The 16,680-nt window shown below is 63.6% G+C and carries 18 protein-coding genes; 8 read left to right on the top strand and 10 right to left on the bottom strand.

The window, feature by feature from the left end:
• Nucleotide 1: 1 nt before the first annotated feature.
• Nucleotides 2-433, top strand: coding sequence for a DUF5807 family protein (locus tag WDJ60_RS00910; RefSeq protein WP_340097854.1), 432 nt, complete (start codon nucleotides 2-4; stop codon nucleotides 431-433).
• On the opposite strand, the gene WDJ60_RS00905 is transcribed toward WDJ60_RS00910, so the two are convergent.
• The 3 genes from WDJ60_RS00905 to WDJ60_RS00895 form a co-directional block, all read right to left on the bottom strand.
• Nucleotides 430-876: a universal stress protein gene (locus WDJ60_RS00905; protein ID WP_340097853.1), complete on the bottom strand. Its 447-nt coding sequence runs from the start codon at nucleotides 874-876 to the stop codon at nucleotides 430-432. The genes WDJ60_RS00910 and WDJ60_RS00905 overlap by 4 nt on opposite strands.
• 62 nt (nucleotides 877-938) lie before the next feature.
• Nucleotides 939-1,529 (bottom strand): DUF7411 family protein, encoded by a 591-nt coding sequence (locus tag WDJ60_RS00900; protein WP_340098354.1) that lies wholly within the window; start codon nucleotides 1,527-1,529, stop codon nucleotides 939-941.
• Between the two features lie 2 nt (nucleotides 1,530-1,531).
• On the bottom strand, nucleotides 1,532-1,879 hold the full coding sequence (locus WDJ60_RS00895; RefSeq protein ID WP_340097852.1) for a DNA-binding protein: 348 nt from the start codon (nucleotides 1,877-1,879) through the stop codon (nucleotides 1,532-1,534).
• 121 nt (nucleotides 1,880-2,000) lie between these two features.
• On the opposite strand from WDJ60_RS00895, the gene WDJ60_RS00890 reads away from it, so the two are divergent.
• A complete protein-coding gene (locus tag WDJ60_RS00890; RefSeq protein WP_340097851.1) occupies nucleotides 2,001-3,044 on the top strand; it encodes a sensor histidine kinase in 1,044 nt (347 codons plus the stop codon).
• 47 nt (nucleotides 3,045-3,091) lie between these two features.
• On the opposite strand, the gene WDJ60_RS00885 is transcribed toward WDJ60_RS00890, so the two are convergent.
• Both WDJ60_RS00885 and WDJ60_RS00880 read right to left on the bottom strand, forming a co-directional pair.
• A complete protein-coding gene (locus tag WDJ60_RS00885; RefSeq protein ID WP_340097850.1) occupies nucleotides 3,092-3,553 on the bottom strand; it encodes a 30S ribosomal protein S19e in 462 nt (153 codons plus the stop codon).
• A gap of 55 nt (nucleotides 3,554-3,608) precedes the next feature.
• Entirely contained in the window at nucleotides 3,609-4,628 is a 1,020-nt protein-coding gene (locus WDJ60_RS00880) for a lysylphosphatidylglycerol synthase transmembrane domain-containing protein (protein WP_340097849.1), read from the bottom strand.
• Nucleotides 4,629-4,712: 84 nt separating this feature from the next.
• Between WDJ60_RS00880 and thiL the strand changes: the two genes are divergently transcribed.
• Complete coding sequence (gene thiL / locus WDJ60_RS00875; RefSeq protein WP_340097848.1) at nucleotides 4,713-5,585, top strand: thiamine-phosphate kinase; 873 nt, start codon at nucleotides 4,713-4,715, stop codon at nucleotides 5,583-5,585.
• Between the two features lie 16 nt (nucleotides 5,586-5,601).
• Here thiL and WDJ60_RS00870 read toward each other — a convergent pair whose 3' ends face one another.
• Together WDJ60_RS00870 and WDJ60_RS00865 are read right to left on the bottom strand one after the other, a co-directional pair.
• Nucleotides 5,602-6,735, bottom strand: a complete 1,134-nt coding sequence (locus WDJ60_RS00870; RefSeq protein WP_340097847.1) for a site-2 protease family protein — start codon at nucleotides 6,733-6,735, stop codon at nucleotides 5,602-5,604.
• A gap of 97 nt (nucleotides 6,736-6,832) precedes the next feature.
• Nucleotides 6,833-7,078 (bottom strand): DUF7123 family protein, encoded by a 246-nt coding sequence (locus WDJ60_RS00865; RefSeq protein WP_340097846.1) that lies wholly within the window; start codon nucleotides 7,076-7,078, stop codon nucleotides 6,833-6,835.
• A 336-nt stretch (nucleotides 7,079-7,414) separates the two neighbouring features.
• Between WDJ60_RS00865 and pyrH the strand changes: the two genes are divergently transcribed.
• The 5 genes from pyrH to WDJ60_RS00840 are packed head-to-tail and all read left to right on the top strand — an operon-like array spanning nucleotide 7,415 to nucleotide 14,638.
• Nucleotides 7,415-8,098 carry a UMP kinase gene (gene pyrH / locus WDJ60_RS00860; protein ID WP_340097845.1) on the top strand — a complete coding sequence of 228 codons (684 nt, stop codon included), beginning with the start codon at nucleotides 7,415-7,417 and terminating at the stop codon, nucleotides 8,096-8,098.
• Entirely contained in the window at nucleotides 8,095-9,759 is a 1,665-nt protein-coding gene (lysS, locus tag WDJ60_RS00855) for a lysine--tRNA ligase (RefSeq protein WP_340097844.1), read from the top strand. Before pyrH ends, lysS begins: the two co-directional genes overlap by 4 nt.
• 57 nt (nucleotides 9,760-9,816) lie before the next feature.
• A complete protein-coding gene (locus WDJ60_RS00850; protein ID WP_340097843.1) occupies nucleotides 9,817-11,589 on the top strand; it encodes a site-2 protease family protein in 1,773 nt (590 codons plus the stop codon).
• Nucleotides 11,590-11,637: 48 nt separating this feature from the next.
• Nucleotides 11,638-12,636 (top strand): LamG-like jellyroll fold domain-containing protein, encoded by a 999-nt coding sequence (locus WDJ60_RS00845; protein ID WP_340097842.1) that lies wholly within the window; start codon nucleotides 11,638-11,640, stop codon nucleotides 12,634-12,636.
• A 43-nt stretch (nucleotides 12,637-12,679) separates the two neighbouring features.
• Nucleotides 12,680-14,638, top strand: coding sequence for a heme-binding protein (locus WDJ60_RS00840; RefSeq protein ID WP_340097841.1), 1,959 nt, complete (start codon nucleotides 12,680-12,682; stop codon nucleotides 14,636-14,638).
• A gap of 24 nt (nucleotides 14,639-14,662) precedes the next feature.
• Here the strand turns inward: WDJ60_RS00840 and WDJ60_RS00835 are convergent, their stop codons facing one another.
• From WDJ60_RS00835 to WDJ60_RS00825, 3 genes are all read right to left on the bottom strand, one after another.
• The gene (locus WDJ60_RS00835; protein ID WP_340097840.1) at nucleotides 14,663-14,809 is read right to left on the bottom strand and encodes a hypothetical protein; all 147 of its coding nucleotides are present in this window, start codon (nucleotides 14,807-14,809) and stop codon (nucleotides 14,663-14,665) included.
• Between the two features lie 63 nt (nucleotides 14,810-14,872).
• On the bottom strand, nucleotides 14,873-15,826 hold the full coding sequence (locus WDJ60_RS00830; protein ID WP_340097839.1) for an electron transfer flavoprotein subunit alpha/FixB family protein: 954 nt from the start codon (nucleotides 15,824-15,826) through the stop codon (nucleotides 14,873-14,875).
• Nucleotides 15,823-16,602 carry an electron transfer flavoprotein subunit beta/FixA family protein gene (locus tag WDJ60_RS00825; RefSeq protein ID WP_340097838.1) on the bottom strand — a complete coding sequence of 260 codons (780 nt, stop codon included), beginning with the start codon at nucleotides 16,600-16,602 and terminating at the stop codon, nucleotides 15,823-15,825. Before WDJ60_RS00825 ends, WDJ60_RS00830 begins: the two co-directional genes overlap by 4 nt.
• Nucleotides 16,603-16,680 lie beyond the last annotated feature (78 nt).

Raw genomic sequence — 16,680 nt, 5'->3', positions numbered from 1 at the left:
AATGACTGAGAGCGACCGTGCGGCGTTTCTGGCCGGTGACCGGCCCGAGGACGTGTTCATCTACCTTGACGAGGCAGCCGTCTCGAACCCCGAGGCGCTGGAGGCACACGGCGAACGCGTCGACGGTGGTATCGTTCTCGTCCTCGCTGGCGAGAAGGCTCGAAGCGTCTTCCAGCAGGCCGCGGGTATCGACCCGATGGCGTTCGCCAAGGAAGCGATGGGCACCGAGGGAACCATCGACGCCGACTGTACCGGTGGCACCTGTCCGGCAGGCGACGGTGACGACCACGAAGCACGCTTCGTCTTTGCGTTCGCGGAAGAACAGAACGAGGAGGTGGGAGACCTCTACGCCGAAGGCGACGTCATCCACGGATACGTCTCCTGTGCGTGTGGCAGGGCCTACTCGGATAAGTGGGTCGTCGGCCAGCGCTAGTCCCGCGACTGGACGAGGTAGATGTCGTAGGGAACGCGCGTGGCGACGTTCGACCCGATAGAGCCGACGGGTGCGGCGATAGAGCCGACGTTCTCGCTGCCGAGAAAGACCACATCAGCGTCGATATCCGTCGCGATGTCACGCAAGCGTGTCGCGATGTTCCCGGCACTGATGTACGATCGGACGCTCTCGCACCGAAACTCGGCGTCCAGTGCGATTTCGGCGACCTGCGATCGCAGCGTATCCCGGACTGCTTCGATTTCGAACGTCTCGTTGCTGTCGAGCCATCCCCGTTCGAGCGCGTACTCGCGGTCTTTCGGGATGATTGTGGCGACGACGATCTCGGCCCCCGTTCCAGTCGCGAGTGAGTCTGCTCGTTTTAGTGCAGCCACGGCCAGTTCTGTCCCATCGAATGGCACGAAGAATTTCATCGGTACCCCCATACGGGGAAGTTGGGAGCTAAAACAAATAAACTCTCGTAGCGTTCCCGCGTACTGAGACCGGTTTAGCGCCGGCCGGTTACCCGCGATTGGGTGTGTGAGGGAAACACCGACTCGACGCGCTCGCGGCCGTATTCGTCTGCGAGGAGCGCTCGGAGTTCTGTCTCGTAGTCGCCTTTCGAGACTGTCTCGCTCGGCCCCGTCTCGATGTCGAGGTGCGCCTCGGCGAGTGTGTCAATAGCGCTTCGGCCGACGCCGGCCAGCGGTGCGAGGTGGGCGACACTGTGTCGGTCCTCGATACTCTGTGCCAGCGGCCGCTCGACGGTCGGGACGCGGTCGTCTCGACGCGTCCCGTCGGCGATGGCGTCAAAATCTGTCGCGGCTGCACGTTCGAGTGCGTGCTCGTGGACCTGCTGGATGCCGTTGCGGGGATACCCGTCCATCACAATCTGTTCGACGGCGTCGGTTGCGACGGACGGCGCTAGGTCGAGTCGCTCTGACGGGAATCCGACGGCATCGGCGGCCGCGCGTGCGTGTTCGTAGTCGTCGGTCACCCCGAAGGTTCCACACAGAAGGGTTACGTCCGCGACCGGTTCGAGCAGGAGTGCGGCGAGCGTCGAGTCTTTACCGCCGCTGTACAGCAATCCGACTTCCACGCTCACCGCCGACGGATGTCGAAGCTTTTGGAGTCCGGCGTGAGTTCCTGCAGCAGTTCTTTCATCTTTTCCTCGTCGATTTTGCCCTGGATACGGCCGCTCTGGGCGAGTGCGACGATCTGCTGTTCGATTTTCTCACCGTGTTCGGGTTTGGACATCTTGACGGAGTTGAGCCGTTTGCGCGCCCCGTCGGTGAGGCTCTTGCGGAGGACCGCCTTCTTCTGGGCCTCGGCCTGCTGGCGCTGGGCTTCCATTGCCTCTCCGTCCTGTCCTTCTGCCTGTTCTTTGAGCTGCTCTCGCTTCTTTTTGCGAAGCTCTTCGAGTTCTTCCTCGCTGGGTTCGCCACTCATACCTACGCATTGTCTACTCGCGTGCAAAACGATTACGGAGAATGGGGTGGCAGTCTCGTTCTCTGGACTCACGGTTGACCCCCGGCGAAGGAGTCATTATTTGTCCGTGAGAGGGCGTGGTATGGGCAACGATGAGCGGACGAATCCTCCGGCGGACGCTGTCTCTGAGGAGTCGGTCCCGCTGGACACGATTCCGCTGCACTCGACGAACCTGCTTACCGTGGTCGATGCGGACGGAATCATCCAGTACGAAAGCCCTTCGATTGAGCGCCTGTACGGCTACGACCAGGACGCGCTAGTGGGCGAACAGGTTGCCGAGTACTTCCACCCCGACGACCGCAAAGCGGTTCGCGACGCGTTCCAGACCGTCGTCTCTCGTTCCGACGACACAGTCGAATCCGTCGAGTACAGACACGAACAGGCGGATGGAACCTATCGGTGGGTCGAATCTACCGCCTCGTCGGATCCGACGCCGGAGGGACACTACGTCGTCAACACGCGGGATATCTCGGACCGGAAAGAGCGCGAGCGAGAACTGGAACGCACGAACGAGCGTCTCGACGCGTTCGCCAGCGTCGTCAGCCACGACCTCCGGAACCCGCTGAACGTCGCCATGCTCCACCTCGACCTGGCGATGGAGGACTGTGACAGCGACCACCTCACTGATGTCGTGCAGGCTCACGAGCGGATGCAGACACTCATCGAGGACCTCCTGACCGTCTCTCGGGATGGGAATCTGGTCACCGAGACGGATCGAGTCGAACTCGCATCCCTCAGTAACGGCTGCTGGCAAACGGTTTCGACGGGGACAGCCTCGCTCGCGATTGAAATCGACCGGAAGCTTGAGGCCGACCGCTCTCGCCTGCGACAACTCCTCGAGAACCTCATGCGGAACGCTGTCGAACACGGTGGAGAGGACGTGACGGTTACGATAGGCGCTCTTGAGGAGCGGGAGGGATTCTACGTCGCCGATGACGGTCCTGGCGTTGACGAAGCGAACCGCGAACGGGTGTTCGAAAGCGGATACTCGACCAACCGGGACGGGACTGGTTTCGGACTGGCTATCGTGAGTGACATCGCAGACGCACACGGCTGGGAGATATCGATGACGGAAAGCAGCACGGGCGGCGTGCGAATCGAACTCGCTGGCGTCGAATTCAACTGACTCGTCTCCTGAGCGGTGTCTCTGATACTCGTCGAAAAAACGTGAGTTTACGCGTAGCGTTCGAGCGCCGGGTCGTCGAGCGATTCGAGGACTTCACCGGCGGTGTCGTCGAGGAGGCTGCGACCCTCGGCGGAGATGACGCGGCCCTCGCCGTCTGCGGTTTCGACGTAGCCGGCCTCTTCGAGTTGCTGGAGCGCGGTTCGGATGATGTTGCCGGAGCCTTCGGACTGCTGGCGCGGGCGAACGCGGTAGCGGTTCGTGCCCTGCTTTGCGTTGCCGTACTCGGTCTGGAGGCTGCCGACGCCGACGGGTTCGTTGGTCGCGACTTTCCGGAGAAGACTGGCTGCACGGCGGACCCAGAAGTCGTCCTGTTCGGGCGGGAGCTCGCGGTCCACGCCGGTTTTGGTGAATTCGAGCCACTCGGGTTCGTCGATAGCTGCTTCCTCGGCGAGCTTCTCGGCGACCGCCTCGATGAGGTCCTCAGCGGGCGCGTCGTAGAGTGTCGTCATTGGAGTCTCTTTCCCTTTGCCGTCATTTAAGCGCGTCGTCTTCCACCCGCCGCTGTCACCGGTGTTGTGCCCCGATAACCGCTGCCACACCACCGCCGACGAGTGTGGGGAGCCAGTACGTCGCACCGCGGTGGACCAGCACGGCGGCGGTGGCGACGGAGGCCGAGACGCCGGCGGTCGGCGTGAGGAGCGCGATAAACACCGTCTCGATGCCACCGAGGCCGCCAGGGAGTGGGGTCACGCCGGCAATCGACCCGACCGGAACGACGAACAGCGTCGCGGCGAAGGGGACGGCGTACCCCAACGCGTACAGTGAAAGCCAGAGCGACGTGGAGAGAGCGACCCAGCCCACTGCCGAAAAGGTCATCGCAGTAACGAGCGTCCGCCGATCCCGACCGACGCGACCGACGGCCTCGAAGAATCCACCCACACGGCGTTGGATATCGGCCCGGCCGGGTGGCGCTCGGCCGGGAACGAAACGGAAAACGAGACCGAGAATCGGGGTGACGACCCGGACCAGCGTCGACTCGACGCGGCGCTGGTTTCGCCAGCCGAGCGTGGCCACGGCGAAGATAACGGCGACGAGGACGACGGCACCGGCGGCTGCGACGAACACGTCCTGGGTCAACCTGGCCGCGCCGGCGACGACGTAGACGAATCCGACGATAGCACAGGAAATCGATGGGACGAAATGAAGCGTGTCGACGCTGGCAATCGCGGCCAGGGCGGACTCGTACTCGCTGTCGGCGACCGAGGAGATGAGCATCGCACTCACCGGCTCACCGCCGGCCTGTCCGAACGGCGTGACGTTGTTCGAGAACACTGCCGCGGCGAAGACGAGGATGGCTTTCGGGGCGGAGATGGGCGTGCCGATAGCTTTCAGGACCGTCCAGAGTGCGAGCCCCCACGCCGAGAGCCAGATGGTTGCGACCAGGAGCACACCGAGGAGAACCAGTCGGTCGGCCTGTTGGAGGGCGCCGAGGATTCCGTCGATGCCGATGACCCAGACGACGACAGCGAGGACCACAAGCGCAGCCAGAAAGCCGACGAGCGTCGAGAGACGGTCGCCGTTCATGACCACACCGTTGGTCGAGAGTGGCTTGAAGCCACCGGTCGGGCGGATGACCGACGTTTTTACGACGCCGTCCGAATCGGGAGTATGGACGAACGGGCTGCGCTGGACCGACTCGCCGACCGACTCTCACACGCGGGCGACGATGCTGCCGTCGTCGACGGACTACTCTTGACGACGGACATGCTCCACGACCGGACGGACTTTCCCGAGGGGACGACCCGATATACCGCGGGCTGGCGGGCCGTCGGCGCGTCGCTCTCTGACGTGGCCGCGATGGGCGGTGACCCAGTCGCGGCGGTCGCCGTCTATGGTGCCCCTACCTTCGAGTACGACGAAATCGCGGCCTTCGTCGACGGCGCGTGTGACGTGTGCGACGCTGTCGACAGCCAGTACGTGGGCGGTGACCTCGACGGTCACGAGGAGTTCACCGTTTCCTCGACAGTCGTCGGCCGCGCCGAAAAGCCGGTGTTGCGGTCCGGTGCCACGCCCGGCGACGCGGTCTGTGTGACCGGGACGCTCGGTCGGAGCGGTGCTGCACTGCGTCTGTTCCGGGATGGCGATATCGAGCGGGCCAACAACCTGTTCCGGTTCGAGCCGCGAATCGAGGCCGGGCGGACACTCGCCGGTGAGGCGACGGCGATGATGGACTCCAGTGACGGTCTCGCGCGGTCGCTCCACCAACTCGCAGAGGCCAGCGACTGTGGATTCGCTATCGAGTCGCCGCTACCAATCGACGAGGTAGTCGACGAGGTGACCAGCGACGCCGCCGAGCGGCGAGAACTTGGCGTGTTCTTCGGCGAAGATTTCGAACTGGTCTGTACGGTGCCAGAATCGCGGTTCGACACGGTGCGTTCGTCGCTGTCCGTGTCGTTGGCTCGTATCGGAACAGTCACGGAGTCAGGTGTGACACTCGATGGGAGTCCACTGTCCGACAGCGGGTACACGCACGGGAAGTAAGGAGTGGTTGACTTCCTCAAGGACCGATTACTTCCACTGGAACCGGCGTGAAACAGAGCGCGCCGAGGACCAGCGTCAGCACCCCGACGGCGATTCGGTTCCGGTCGAGGGAGTCGTCGACGACGGGAGTCGCCGGGCCGGCGTAGGCGAGACCGGCGGTGAACAGTCCCCACATCGCCCAGATGCCGACCGAGTCGAGCCCGCCGCGGACGAAGTAGAGATAGCCAGCCAGCGCGAAGAGCGCGCCGGGAACGGCAGCGGCCAACGTCTCCTGTCGGTGGCCGGCGATGGCGCGGACGATGTGGCCGCCGTCGAGTTGGCCGACCGGGAGGAGGTTCAACACGGTGACGAGCATCCCGACCCAGCCGGCGAAGACGACGGGGTGAACCAGGCCGGCTTCGAGTTTCGCTGCCGTCCCGCTCTCTTCGGCTAACAGCCACAGCAGCGGCGGGTTGTGAAAGACGACGCGCGCCCCCTGACCGCTGCTGGCGGCCGCCTCCTGAATCGGGAGCGGGTCGAGCTGGAGGCCGACGAGCGTCACGACGGCCGTCGCGACGAGCCCCGCCAGCGGTCCGGCCGCACCGATGTCGAAGAGCGCTTTCCGGTCGGGCATGCGCTCGCGCATGCGAATAACCGCACCCATCGACCCGACGAAGAGAGGCAGTGGGATGAAGTAGGGAAGAGAGGCGTCCACGTCGTGATAGCGACTCATCGCGTAGTGACCGAACTCGTGGACGCCGAGGACGCCCATGATCGCCGCCGAGAACGGCCAGGCTTCCAGCGCACTGAGTGGCTGCTCGAACACCGGGAGCTGGTACCAGTAGAACGCACCCGCAAACAGCGTCGAAGCGACGGTAAGCACGAACAAAAGGACGTTCCGCCACGGTATTCCATCACTGGTTGCCCTGGGTTCGGCGACGAGCGCATACGCGTCTGGCGGAACCGTACCGTCGTACTCTCGCTGGAGACGAATCTCGTAGCCCTGCTCGCGAAACAGCGGCCAGACCTCGCGCTCGAGCGTCCCCAGGTCGACGGTGGGATGACCGACGTACACCACTGTCTCGCCGTCGGTCTCGACGTCGACAACGGTGAAAACGCGAGCGAGGTCACCTGTGGTCGGCCGGGCGACCGACTCGTCGCGCTCGCTCATCGAACGGACGTACACTTCGCGTGCGCATAAAAAACTCGGCTGGCGCGCGAGTAGGGGGATTCTGGACGGCTAGTGGCAGTCTACGGTCCGCGACCGATCAGGCCGACTCGACGCGCCAGGTCGTCGCGCTCGTGTACGACCACTTTTCGATTTCGAGTTCTGCGGCGGAGTCTTTCAGCTTGACCATCAATGCCCCGATCTCCTTCGGTGACAGTCCGACCTCGTCGGCGATGAACTTGCTTTTGAAGTACATCTCGCCGTCCGATGCCTTCCGTGCCAGGAAGCTCTTGAGGCGCTCTTCTTTCGAACGGTCGTCGGTAGAGGGCTGTTGTGTGGCGCTCATGTCTGCCTCACTTCTTCGTACTGCCCATACCTGCATATAAAGGCGGGAACCTTTGGGTTCGTTCGACAGGATTCAGCCGATTCCACGGTTAAACGACATTTTATAACGGTACGAATGGCGTTTAGATGTTTTATCGAAGTCCCTGAAGTTGTATCGCCCATCTCGAATCTGATTTAATTACGACTTCTCTAGAGAGGAAAATACCACTCTCTGGCCGCAAAATAAGGATATTATTGCCTATTGCGTCTGACGTTAATCGGACCGCTGATAGGTTCTGTGGGGAGTCTGGTGACGGCTTGGCAACCCTTAAGACGGCATCGCGGTTACGCCGAGCCAATGAAAGTCGTCGTCTCCATCGGTGGGAGCGTACTCGTCCCGGAGGTCGAGAGCGACCGGGTCGCAGCCTACGCATCTGTGCTGGAGGATATCGTCGCCGACGGACACGAACTCGCAGTCGTCGTCGGTGGCGGGCCGGCGGCACGCGAGTACATCGCGGCCGGCCGCGACCTCGGCGCGAACGAAATTGAACTCGACCAGCTCGGCATCGCGGTCACGCGACTGAACGCCCGGCTACTCATCGCCGCGCTGGACGACCAGGCGGCACCGACACCGCCCGAAGACCACGAAACCGCTCGCGAGGCACTTCGCCGGGGTGACCTGCCGGTTATGGGCGGAACAGAAGCCGGTCACACCACCGACGCCGTCGGCACTGCGCTGGCCGAGTACACCGACGCGGACCTGCTCGTCTACGCGACGAGCGTATCCGGCGTCTACGACGCCGACCCCAACGAGGACCCCGCCGCGACCAAGTACGACGAGATGACTGCCGGCGAACTCGTTTCGCTGGTCGGCGACCTCGACGTCGACGCCGGCAGCAACGCACCGGTCGACCTGCTGGCGGCAAAGCTCCTCCAGCGAGCGGACCTGAACGCCGCGGTCGTCGACGGAACCGACCCCGAAGCCGTCCGGCAGGCTATGGATGGTGACCACGACGGTACGACCATCGTCTCCGAATCATGACCGACGACGCTCCCGACACCACGTTCGACGAGGACCCCTACGCGGTGCTCGACGGGACCAACCGCGCCTTCTGGGCCGACTCGGTCGCCGACGCGGTCGAGGCGCGCGACCCCGAGGAACCAATCGTCGTCAAGGGCGGTGTCTCCCCGTCTGGCGTCCCGCACATCGGTCACTTCAACGAGATTCTTCGGGGCTACTTTGTCGCCGAAGCGCTCCGCGACCGCGGCCACGAGGTTCGGCAGGTGTTCACTGCCGATGACAAAGATGCACTCCGGAAGATACCACGGACGCTCGCCGACCTTGACGGGAACGTCGTCGGCCTCGGTGAGGTCGATGCGGGCGCACTTGGACGGAATCTCGGAAAACCCTACACGTCGATTCCGGACCCCTTCGGCTGCTGTGATTCCTACGGCGCACACTTTACGACCCTGCTCGAACGCCACGCCGAGAGCGTCGGCGTCCCCATCGATTTCGTCTCGAACACGGAACTCTACGAATCCGGTGAGTTCGACCCGGTCGTTCGCCACGTCCTCGAACACGCGGACGACGCTCGCGAGGTACTCTCGCAGTACCAGAACAAGGTTGACGACGAGTACGTTCCGTTCGTCCCTCAGTGCGCTGCGTGTGGGATTCTCACCGAGGGCGTCACCGATATCGACCTCGACGCCGGCACCGTCTCGTACGTCTGTACCGACCGGGAGGCCGGCGACGACACCATCGAGGGGTGTGGTCATGAGGGGACCGCAACATTCAGCGAGGGGAAACTCCCCTGGCGCTTCGAGTGGCCCGGCCAGTGGCAGATTCTCGGCGTCGACTTCGAACCCTTCGGGAAGGACCACGCCGAGGGCTCCTGGCCCAGCGGCGTCGACATCGCGCGCAACGTCCTCGGTATCACCCCGCCCGTGCCGATGGTCTACGAGTGGTTCACGCTCGACGGCGATGCGCTCTCCTCCTCGTCGGGGAACATCGTCACCGTCGACGAAGTGCTGGAACTGCTCGAACCCGAGGTCTTCCGCTATTTCTTCGCGAAGGCACCGCTGAAACAGCGCGACTTCAGCATCGAGAGTCTCGACCAGCTCGTCGACGAGTTCGACCGGTTCGAGGCTACCTACTTCGGCGAAACCGACACCGACGACGAGGAGCGCGAACGGGCCGACCGAGCCTACCCGATGGTCGTCGACGAGCCGCGCGAAGAGCGCATCCGTATCCCCTACACGTTCGCCGCCGTGCTGGGGATGACTGACGACACCGACCTGCGCGAGGAAATCGCTCGCAGAGAGGGGCACATCCCCGACGACGCACCCGAGTGGGCCGTCGAAGGAGCGCTCGCTCGCGTCGAGCGCGCCCGCGAGTGGGCACGCCGGACTGGCAACGAGTTCGACTACGAACTCAAGCGGTCCGACATGCCGGCGGTGGAGTTCGACGCAGACACTGCCGCCGCGCTCGATGACCTCGCGGACTTCGTCGAAGCCGGCCACGACGGCGAGGCAATCCAGGGCGAAATCTACGAGACGGCAAAGCGCCACGACATCGAGATTGGCGACTTCTTTTCGGCCGGCTACCAGCTGTTCTTCGACGACGAGGAGGGGCCGAAGCTCGGTCCGTTCCTCGCCAAACTCGACCGCGACTTTGTCGTCGCCCGGTTGCGCCGCGAGCGGTGACCACGGGCGCTGTCCGGAACCAAACGCTCTTTGGCGACTGTCCCCTCCCCCGGTGTAATGGCAAACACCTGGCTGTGGGTGCTCGCCGGCATCGCTATCTACACGCTCGTCGTGATGTCGCTGCGAGCACGTGGTGTCCTCCCCGACTCCGTGCGCGTCTCCGGCCCGCTCGTGACGCTGCACACGACGTACGGACGCAAGCTCCTCGATAAACTCTCCCGCCCGCGGCGCTTCTGGCGCGCGTGGTCGAACATCGGCGTCGGCATGTCGCTGGTCGTGATGGTCGGCTTCGGTGCCGTCATCTTCGCCTCGGCCATCTTCATCGGTCTCCGACCAGAACAGGCCGCTCAGTCGCCGATAAGAAATCCGCAGAACGCGCTTGTCATCCCCGGTGTCAACGAGTTTCTCCCGCTGTCGGCCGCCCCCGAGATCGTCACCGGTCTCCTGCTCGGCCTCGTCGTCCACGAGGGCGGCCACGGCCTGCTCTGTCGGGTCGAAGACATCGACATCGATTCGCTGGGACTGGTCTTTTTCGCGTTCATCCCCATCGGTGCCTTCGTCGAACCCGACGAGGAGAGTCGCGCGAACGCGGACCGCGGTGCACAGACCAGAATGTTCGCTGCCGGCGTCACCAACAACTTCGCACTGACTGCAATCGTCTTCGTTCTTCTCTTCGGTCCCGTCGCCGGGTCGATTGCCGTCGCACCCGGCGCTGCCGTCGGTGACACGTTCCCCGGTTCCGCTGCCGCCGAAGCGGGTATCGGTCACGGTGACCGCATCACCGCACTCAACGGCACCACTGTCGACAATCAAACCGAACTCGACCGCGAACTCTCTCGTCTCGGTGGGACTGTCGCTGTCACCGTCAACGGCGAGGAAACGGTGACTGTCGAGCGCTATCCCGTCATCACCAGAGTCGTCGAGGGACAGTACTCGAACATCACGTTCGACGGCGACACGCTGCCACGGGTTGAGTCAGTCAACGGCACCGCCGTTTCGAGTGAGGGGGCGTTCCGCGAGGCTGTCACCGCCCGTGAAATCGTCTCCCTGGAGACTGACCGCGGCGACGAGACGCTGCCTGTCGGCGCGTTCGTCGCACAGGTGCAACCCGGGAACGCACTTGCCGCTGAAGGCGCACCCCAGAATACGTCACTCATCGTCACCGACATCGGCGGCCAGCGTGTCGTCAACGCGTCCGCACTCGGTGACGTCCTCGACGGGTACGAACCGGGTGACGAGGTGACCGTTACCGCCTACGTCGACGGGGAACGAGAGACCTACACCGTCACGCTGGGCGAGCAGGACGGCGAGGCCCACCTCGGCGTCGAACTTCGAGCGGGGTACTCGGGAATGGTCGTCGACGACTTCGGTATCGACACCTACCCCGCAGCGACGTTCCTGTCGTTCCTCAGCGGTGGGCCCGGTGGACTCGAGGGGCTCTTCGTGAGTATCTCGGGTATCCTGTTTATGCCCTTCCTGGCTGCCTTTTCGCCGGAAATCAGCTACAACTTCGCCGGCTTCACCGGCGAGATCGTTAACTTCTACACCGTCGGCGGCCCGCTCGGATTCCTCGGCGGGGGGCTCGTCTTCCTGCTCGCGAACGTCCTGTTCTGGACTGGATGGATTAATTTCAACCTCGCCGTGTTCAACTGTATCCCGGCATTCCCGCTGGACGGCGGGCACATCCTCCGGACGAGTACCGAGGCTATCGTCTCGCGGCTCCCCGTCTCGAACCGCCAGTCGCTAGCCTCGACGATTACGATGGGAATCACGGTGACGATGCTCATCGCCCTGCTGGCGACGATTCTCGGGCCGGCGTTGCTCTCCTGAGCCGTCCTATCGTGATTATTTTATGAACTGAATAACTAGAACTGTTCAATGGTCGAAGACGGCGACGATGCGAGGGCAGTGACGCCGGTAATTGGAAATATTCTGCTGGTCGCCGTGGTCGTGGTGCTCGCTGTTGCACTCGTTCTCCTCTCTCTGACGTTTCTCGAAGAAACGGGGGCACCGACGGCCGAAGCGTCGTTCGACTACGAGCAGACCCCGGCCGGCCTGCGGATGACTCCCGAGGCCCTCGGGACTGACATAGCCGTCAAACTGAACGGCAAGCAGGTCACGACGTTCAGCGCCGATAGCGCCGGGGAGTCTGTGCTGTTACCGACTGCGCCCGGCGACAGCATCACAGTCGTCTCCCAGGACGGTGACCGCTCCGTACTCGTGAACAAGCAGGTCGACGGTCGGTCGGAGGTCGGGAATTTCATCGCCTACTATACCTTCGACAGCGACAGCGGGGATACACTCAAAGACCGGTCGGGAAACGGCAACGACGGCAATATTCAGGGTGATCCGATCTGGCGAGGCAGTTCTCTCGACTTCGATGGTAGTAACGACTACGTAACTGTGGACAGTCTCGATGCCGAGACGTCCGTTTCTGAATTCACTGTCGCAGTCGCGTACCGCCCTGATTCGGCCGACCATCAAGAACTAATCGAACATATCGATACGGAGGACGGGACGAACCTGGTTCTCGAACTGAAAAGTGGTTCCGATGGGACCTACGATATTGCTTATACGGTTGACGATAACGGTGGGCAGCAGAACGGTGAAATATTTGCCAGGGGATACGACCGTGGCGAGCGACACGTCGTCGTTGGGACGTACGACAGTGACTCGTACGAACTGTACGTCGACGGCAACGAAGCGGCGAACGCCAGCAATCCACCCCGTGAAATCAGTCTCGGAGACCTCACGGTCGCGTCTGATGCCGAGACGAGTCTAGACCAGCACTTCGACGGCGACATCTACGAAATCAGGCTCTACTACGAGGCGTTCGACCAGCAGGAAGTCGAGGTCGTGACGAACGCGATGTCTTGACGAAATGGCAAGCTTCCTTAGCGCTCCGGCACAACCTTCGTCTATGCCAGACCGACGCGACCCGCCGCCGACCGACGAGGGTTGGTACACGCTGCACGACTTCCGGACGATTGACTGGGGTGCCTGGCGTGAGGCCACCGAACGCGAGCGTCAGCGCGCTCTCGAGGACGGAATCGAGTTCTTCCAGTCGGCACTCGCCGTCGAGGACGCCGACGAGGGCGCTTCCGCCCTCTACTCGATTCTCGGCCACAAGGCGGACCTCCTCGTGCTTCACCTCCGGCCGTCGACGGCCGACACCGGCGCGCTCGAACGCCGCTTCGAGCAGACGGAGTTCGCCCGCTTTACCGAGCGGACGACCTCTTTCGTCTCGGTCACCGAAGCGTCGGGCTACTCCGAACGCGCGCGCGACTACTTTACGGGCGACTTAGACGAGGACTCGGGACTGTACAACTACATCCAGACGCGGCTGAAACCGTCGGTACCGGACGCGACACACGTCTGCTTCTATCCGATGGACAAGCGCCGCCAGCCCGAGCAAAACTGGTACGACCTCCCCTTCGACGAGCGGGCCGAGCACATGGACGCCCACGGCGATATCGGCCGCGATTACGGCGGGAAGGTCCAGCAGATGATTACCGGCGCAATTGCGATGGACAACTGGGAGTGGGGCGTCACGCTCTGGGGCGACGACCTCACCGACATGAAAGACCTGCTCTACGAGATGCGCTTTGACCCCTCGACCTCGCAGTACGCCGACTTCGGCTCCTTCTACGTCGGCCGCCGCTTCCCGCCGGCGGACCTGCCTGCGCTTCTCTCTGGCGATCCGGTCCCGAGCGAGGGCACAGACGGCGCGACCGAGACGGGTCCGGTCCACCCGGCCGACGCGGATGCGGGACACGGTGACGAGACACACGCTCACGACCACGACGACGAGGCGCACGTCCACGCCGAGACAGACGCTGACGGGCACAGCGACCGCGGACACGGCGATGCAGAGTCACGGGGCGGTGCCCACCCCGGTAGTTCAGCCGAGGGTGACCACCCCCACGACGGCGGCGTCGAAGAGACCGAACGCGAAGACGTACAGAGTCTCCTGGCCAGCCTCGGCTTCCACGCTGGCGAGGACTACGACACTGGCGACTACGGACTGGTGCTGTACTCCGACGCCGAGACGCAGGAACTCGCTTCCGAACTCGACGGGCTCCGAAGCAACTTCGAGCACTACGACTCCCACGTCGCGTCGGCGGTACGCGCCCACGGTGGCCGCGCAGCCGTCGTCAGCATCTGGGACAACGAGGGGGCTGCCGACACCGCCCACGGCTTCCTGACCGACCTCCCGGGTATCTCCGAGACGGTTCGCGGGCCGCTCGACGGTAGCGGCGAGACGGCGACCGAGGCGGCCGACGACGAGGACGGGTCCGAGAGCATCCGCGAGGAACTGGCCGACCTCGACATCTACGCTGGCCAGCCCCACGGCGAGGACATCTACGCGCTGGTGCTGTACTCGGAGGCTGACCGCGACGCACTCGTCGCGGAAGTCGAGGACCTCTCGGACGGCTTCGACCGCTACGACACCCACGGCGGGACGAAAGTTTACGAAGATCCTGACAGCGAGCGAAACGCCGTCGTCAGCCTCTGGGAGACCGAAGACGCTGCCGACACAGCCAGTGACTACCTCTCGGATCTGCCCGGCGTGGTCGGCTGGGCCGGCGAAGGCGAGGGCTTCGGTACGATGGGGATGTTCTACACCGTCAAACCCGAACACCGAGCGGACTTCGTCGAGAAGTTCGATGTCGTCGGCGGGGTACTCGAAGGTATGGACGGCCACCGCGAGACGTCGCTGCTGGCCAACGTCGACGACGAGAACGACATGTTCATCGCCAGCCAGTGGGACTCGAAGGAGGACGCAATGGCCTTCTTCCGCTCCGATGACTTCTCCGACACTGTCGACTGGGGCCGGGACATCCTCGCCGACAAACCGCGGCACGTCTTCCTCGCCTGAGCTGCTACTCCCGCCGCGGGCCGTTTACATGTGCTCTTCTTCGAGTGCCCAGCCGAGCGCCCGTTTGTAGTACGTGAACATCTGGCGCACACTCTCGTGTTTCATCTCTTCGGAGTCGAGTTGCTCCTTCAGAAACTCGTACTGCTCGCGGATTTCTTCTTCGTCGCGCATACTGTCACTCACGGGCGCAGTGGGGATATGTTTGGGGACCGTCCGAACACACCCGTCTATTCGTTACCCGCCGAACTCCTCGGTCAGCGCCGGCACGACATCAAAGAGGTCGTCGACGATTCCGTAGTCGGCGATGTCGAAGATAGGCGCGGAGGGGTCGTCGTTGATCGCGATGATGATTTCGGAGCCTTTCATCCCGGCGACGTGCTGGACTGCTCCGGAGATACCGATCGCGATGTATATGTCGGGGGAGACGACCTTGCCGGACTGGCCGACCTGCCGGTCCTTGGGGAGCCAGTCGTTGTCGACGATCGGCCGGGAGGCAGAGACGGTGGCACCCAGCGCGTCGGCCAGGTCGTGGATGATGTCGAGGTTCTCCTCTTCCTCAATACCTCGGCCGACGGAGACGAGCACGTCGGCGTCGGTGATGTCCACGTCGCCAGCGCCGACTTCCTGGAAGCCGGTGACGGTCGAGCGAACCGCGCTCTCGTCGATGTCGGCATCGAAGGCGGAAATTTCGGCCTCACCGGTCCCCTCGGAAGCGGGCCACTCGCCGCCCCGGATAGTGAGGACTGCGCGGTCGCCAGCCACCTCGATGGTGCTCTCCGCTTTCCCGCCGTAGAGTTCGCGAGTGACCGTCAGTCCGTCGTCGACATCGAAACCGACGGCGTCGGTCACGAGCGGGTAGTCGAGTCGCTGGGCGAGCGCGGGGACGTAGTCGAGGCTGTTGACCGAGTTGGGCGCGAGCACGTACGTCGGGTCGACGCTGTCAACCAGTTGTTCGACGGCCTGGACGTACACGTCGTGGTTGAACTCCTCGCCGTGGTCGACGGTGTGGATTGCGTCGACGTCGTCGCGGTTCAGCTTATCGGCGTAGGCGTCGACGTCACCGCTGACGACCGCGACGTGGAGGTCGCCATCAGTCGCGTCGGCGAGTATGCGGCCGGCGGTCAGCAGTTCGTAGCTCACGTCACGGAGTTCGCCGCGTCGGTGTTCGGCGACGGCGAGAACGCTCATGCGTCCACCCCCTTCTCTTCGAGAAGCTCAGCCAGTTGTCCGGCCGTCTCTTCGGCGCTTCCCTCGAACAGCGTTGCCTCGCCCTCGGTTTCGGGTTCGTACAGCGACGAGAGCGTCAGCGGGAGGTCCCCGACTTCGACGCCCACATCGTCGAGCGTCTTGACGTCCAGTGGCTTGCTCTGGGCCTGTCGAATCCCACGGAGGCTGGCGTAGCGGGGATCGTTGATACCGGTCTGGATCGTCAGGACCGCGGGTAGTTCGACGTCGGTCAGTTCCTCGATACCGCCCTCGAGTTCGCGGTGGACGCTGGCCGTGCCGTCTTCGAGGTCGAGCATGTTGACGACGGCGGCCCACTCGTAGTCCAGTTCCGACGCGAGCGTGACGCCGGTCGCACCGAACGAGTAGTCCGCGGACTGGACGCCGGTGAGGACGAGGTCTGGCTCTTCTTCGCGCGCGACGGCAGCGATGAGCGCTGCTTTCGTTGCGGGGTCGAGTACTGTCGCCTCTGCAAGCGAGTCGTCCCAGACGCGAACAGCGCGGTCTGCACCCTTCGCGAGGGCCTGCCGGATGACTTCTTCCGTTCGCTCCGGGCCGACCGTGACGGTGACGACTTCCACGTCGTCGGAGGCTTCGCTAATCTGGACCGCTTCTTCGACGGCGTAGTTGTCCCACTCGTTCAAGTCGTAGGTGAGATACCGCTCGTCGATAGCTGTCCCGGCGATCTCGAAGTCGTCGTCGACGTCGACGGCTTCGGAGACTGTAACGAGAATCTTCATACAGTCGAGCATGCGACCCCAATCCCGATAAACGTTTTCAGGTGTGTGGAAACTAGTCAACCGTTTACTAGTTCGGTG

Source organism: Salinibaculum salinum (assembly GCF_037645885.1).
GTDB classification, from domain to species: domain Archaea; phylum Halobacteriota; class Halobacteria; order Halobacteriales; family Haloarculaceae; genus Salinibaculum; species Salinibaculum salinum.
The sequence above is the reverse complement of the archived record's forward strand: the minus strand, read 5'-3'. Positions and strand labels throughout refer to the sequence as shown.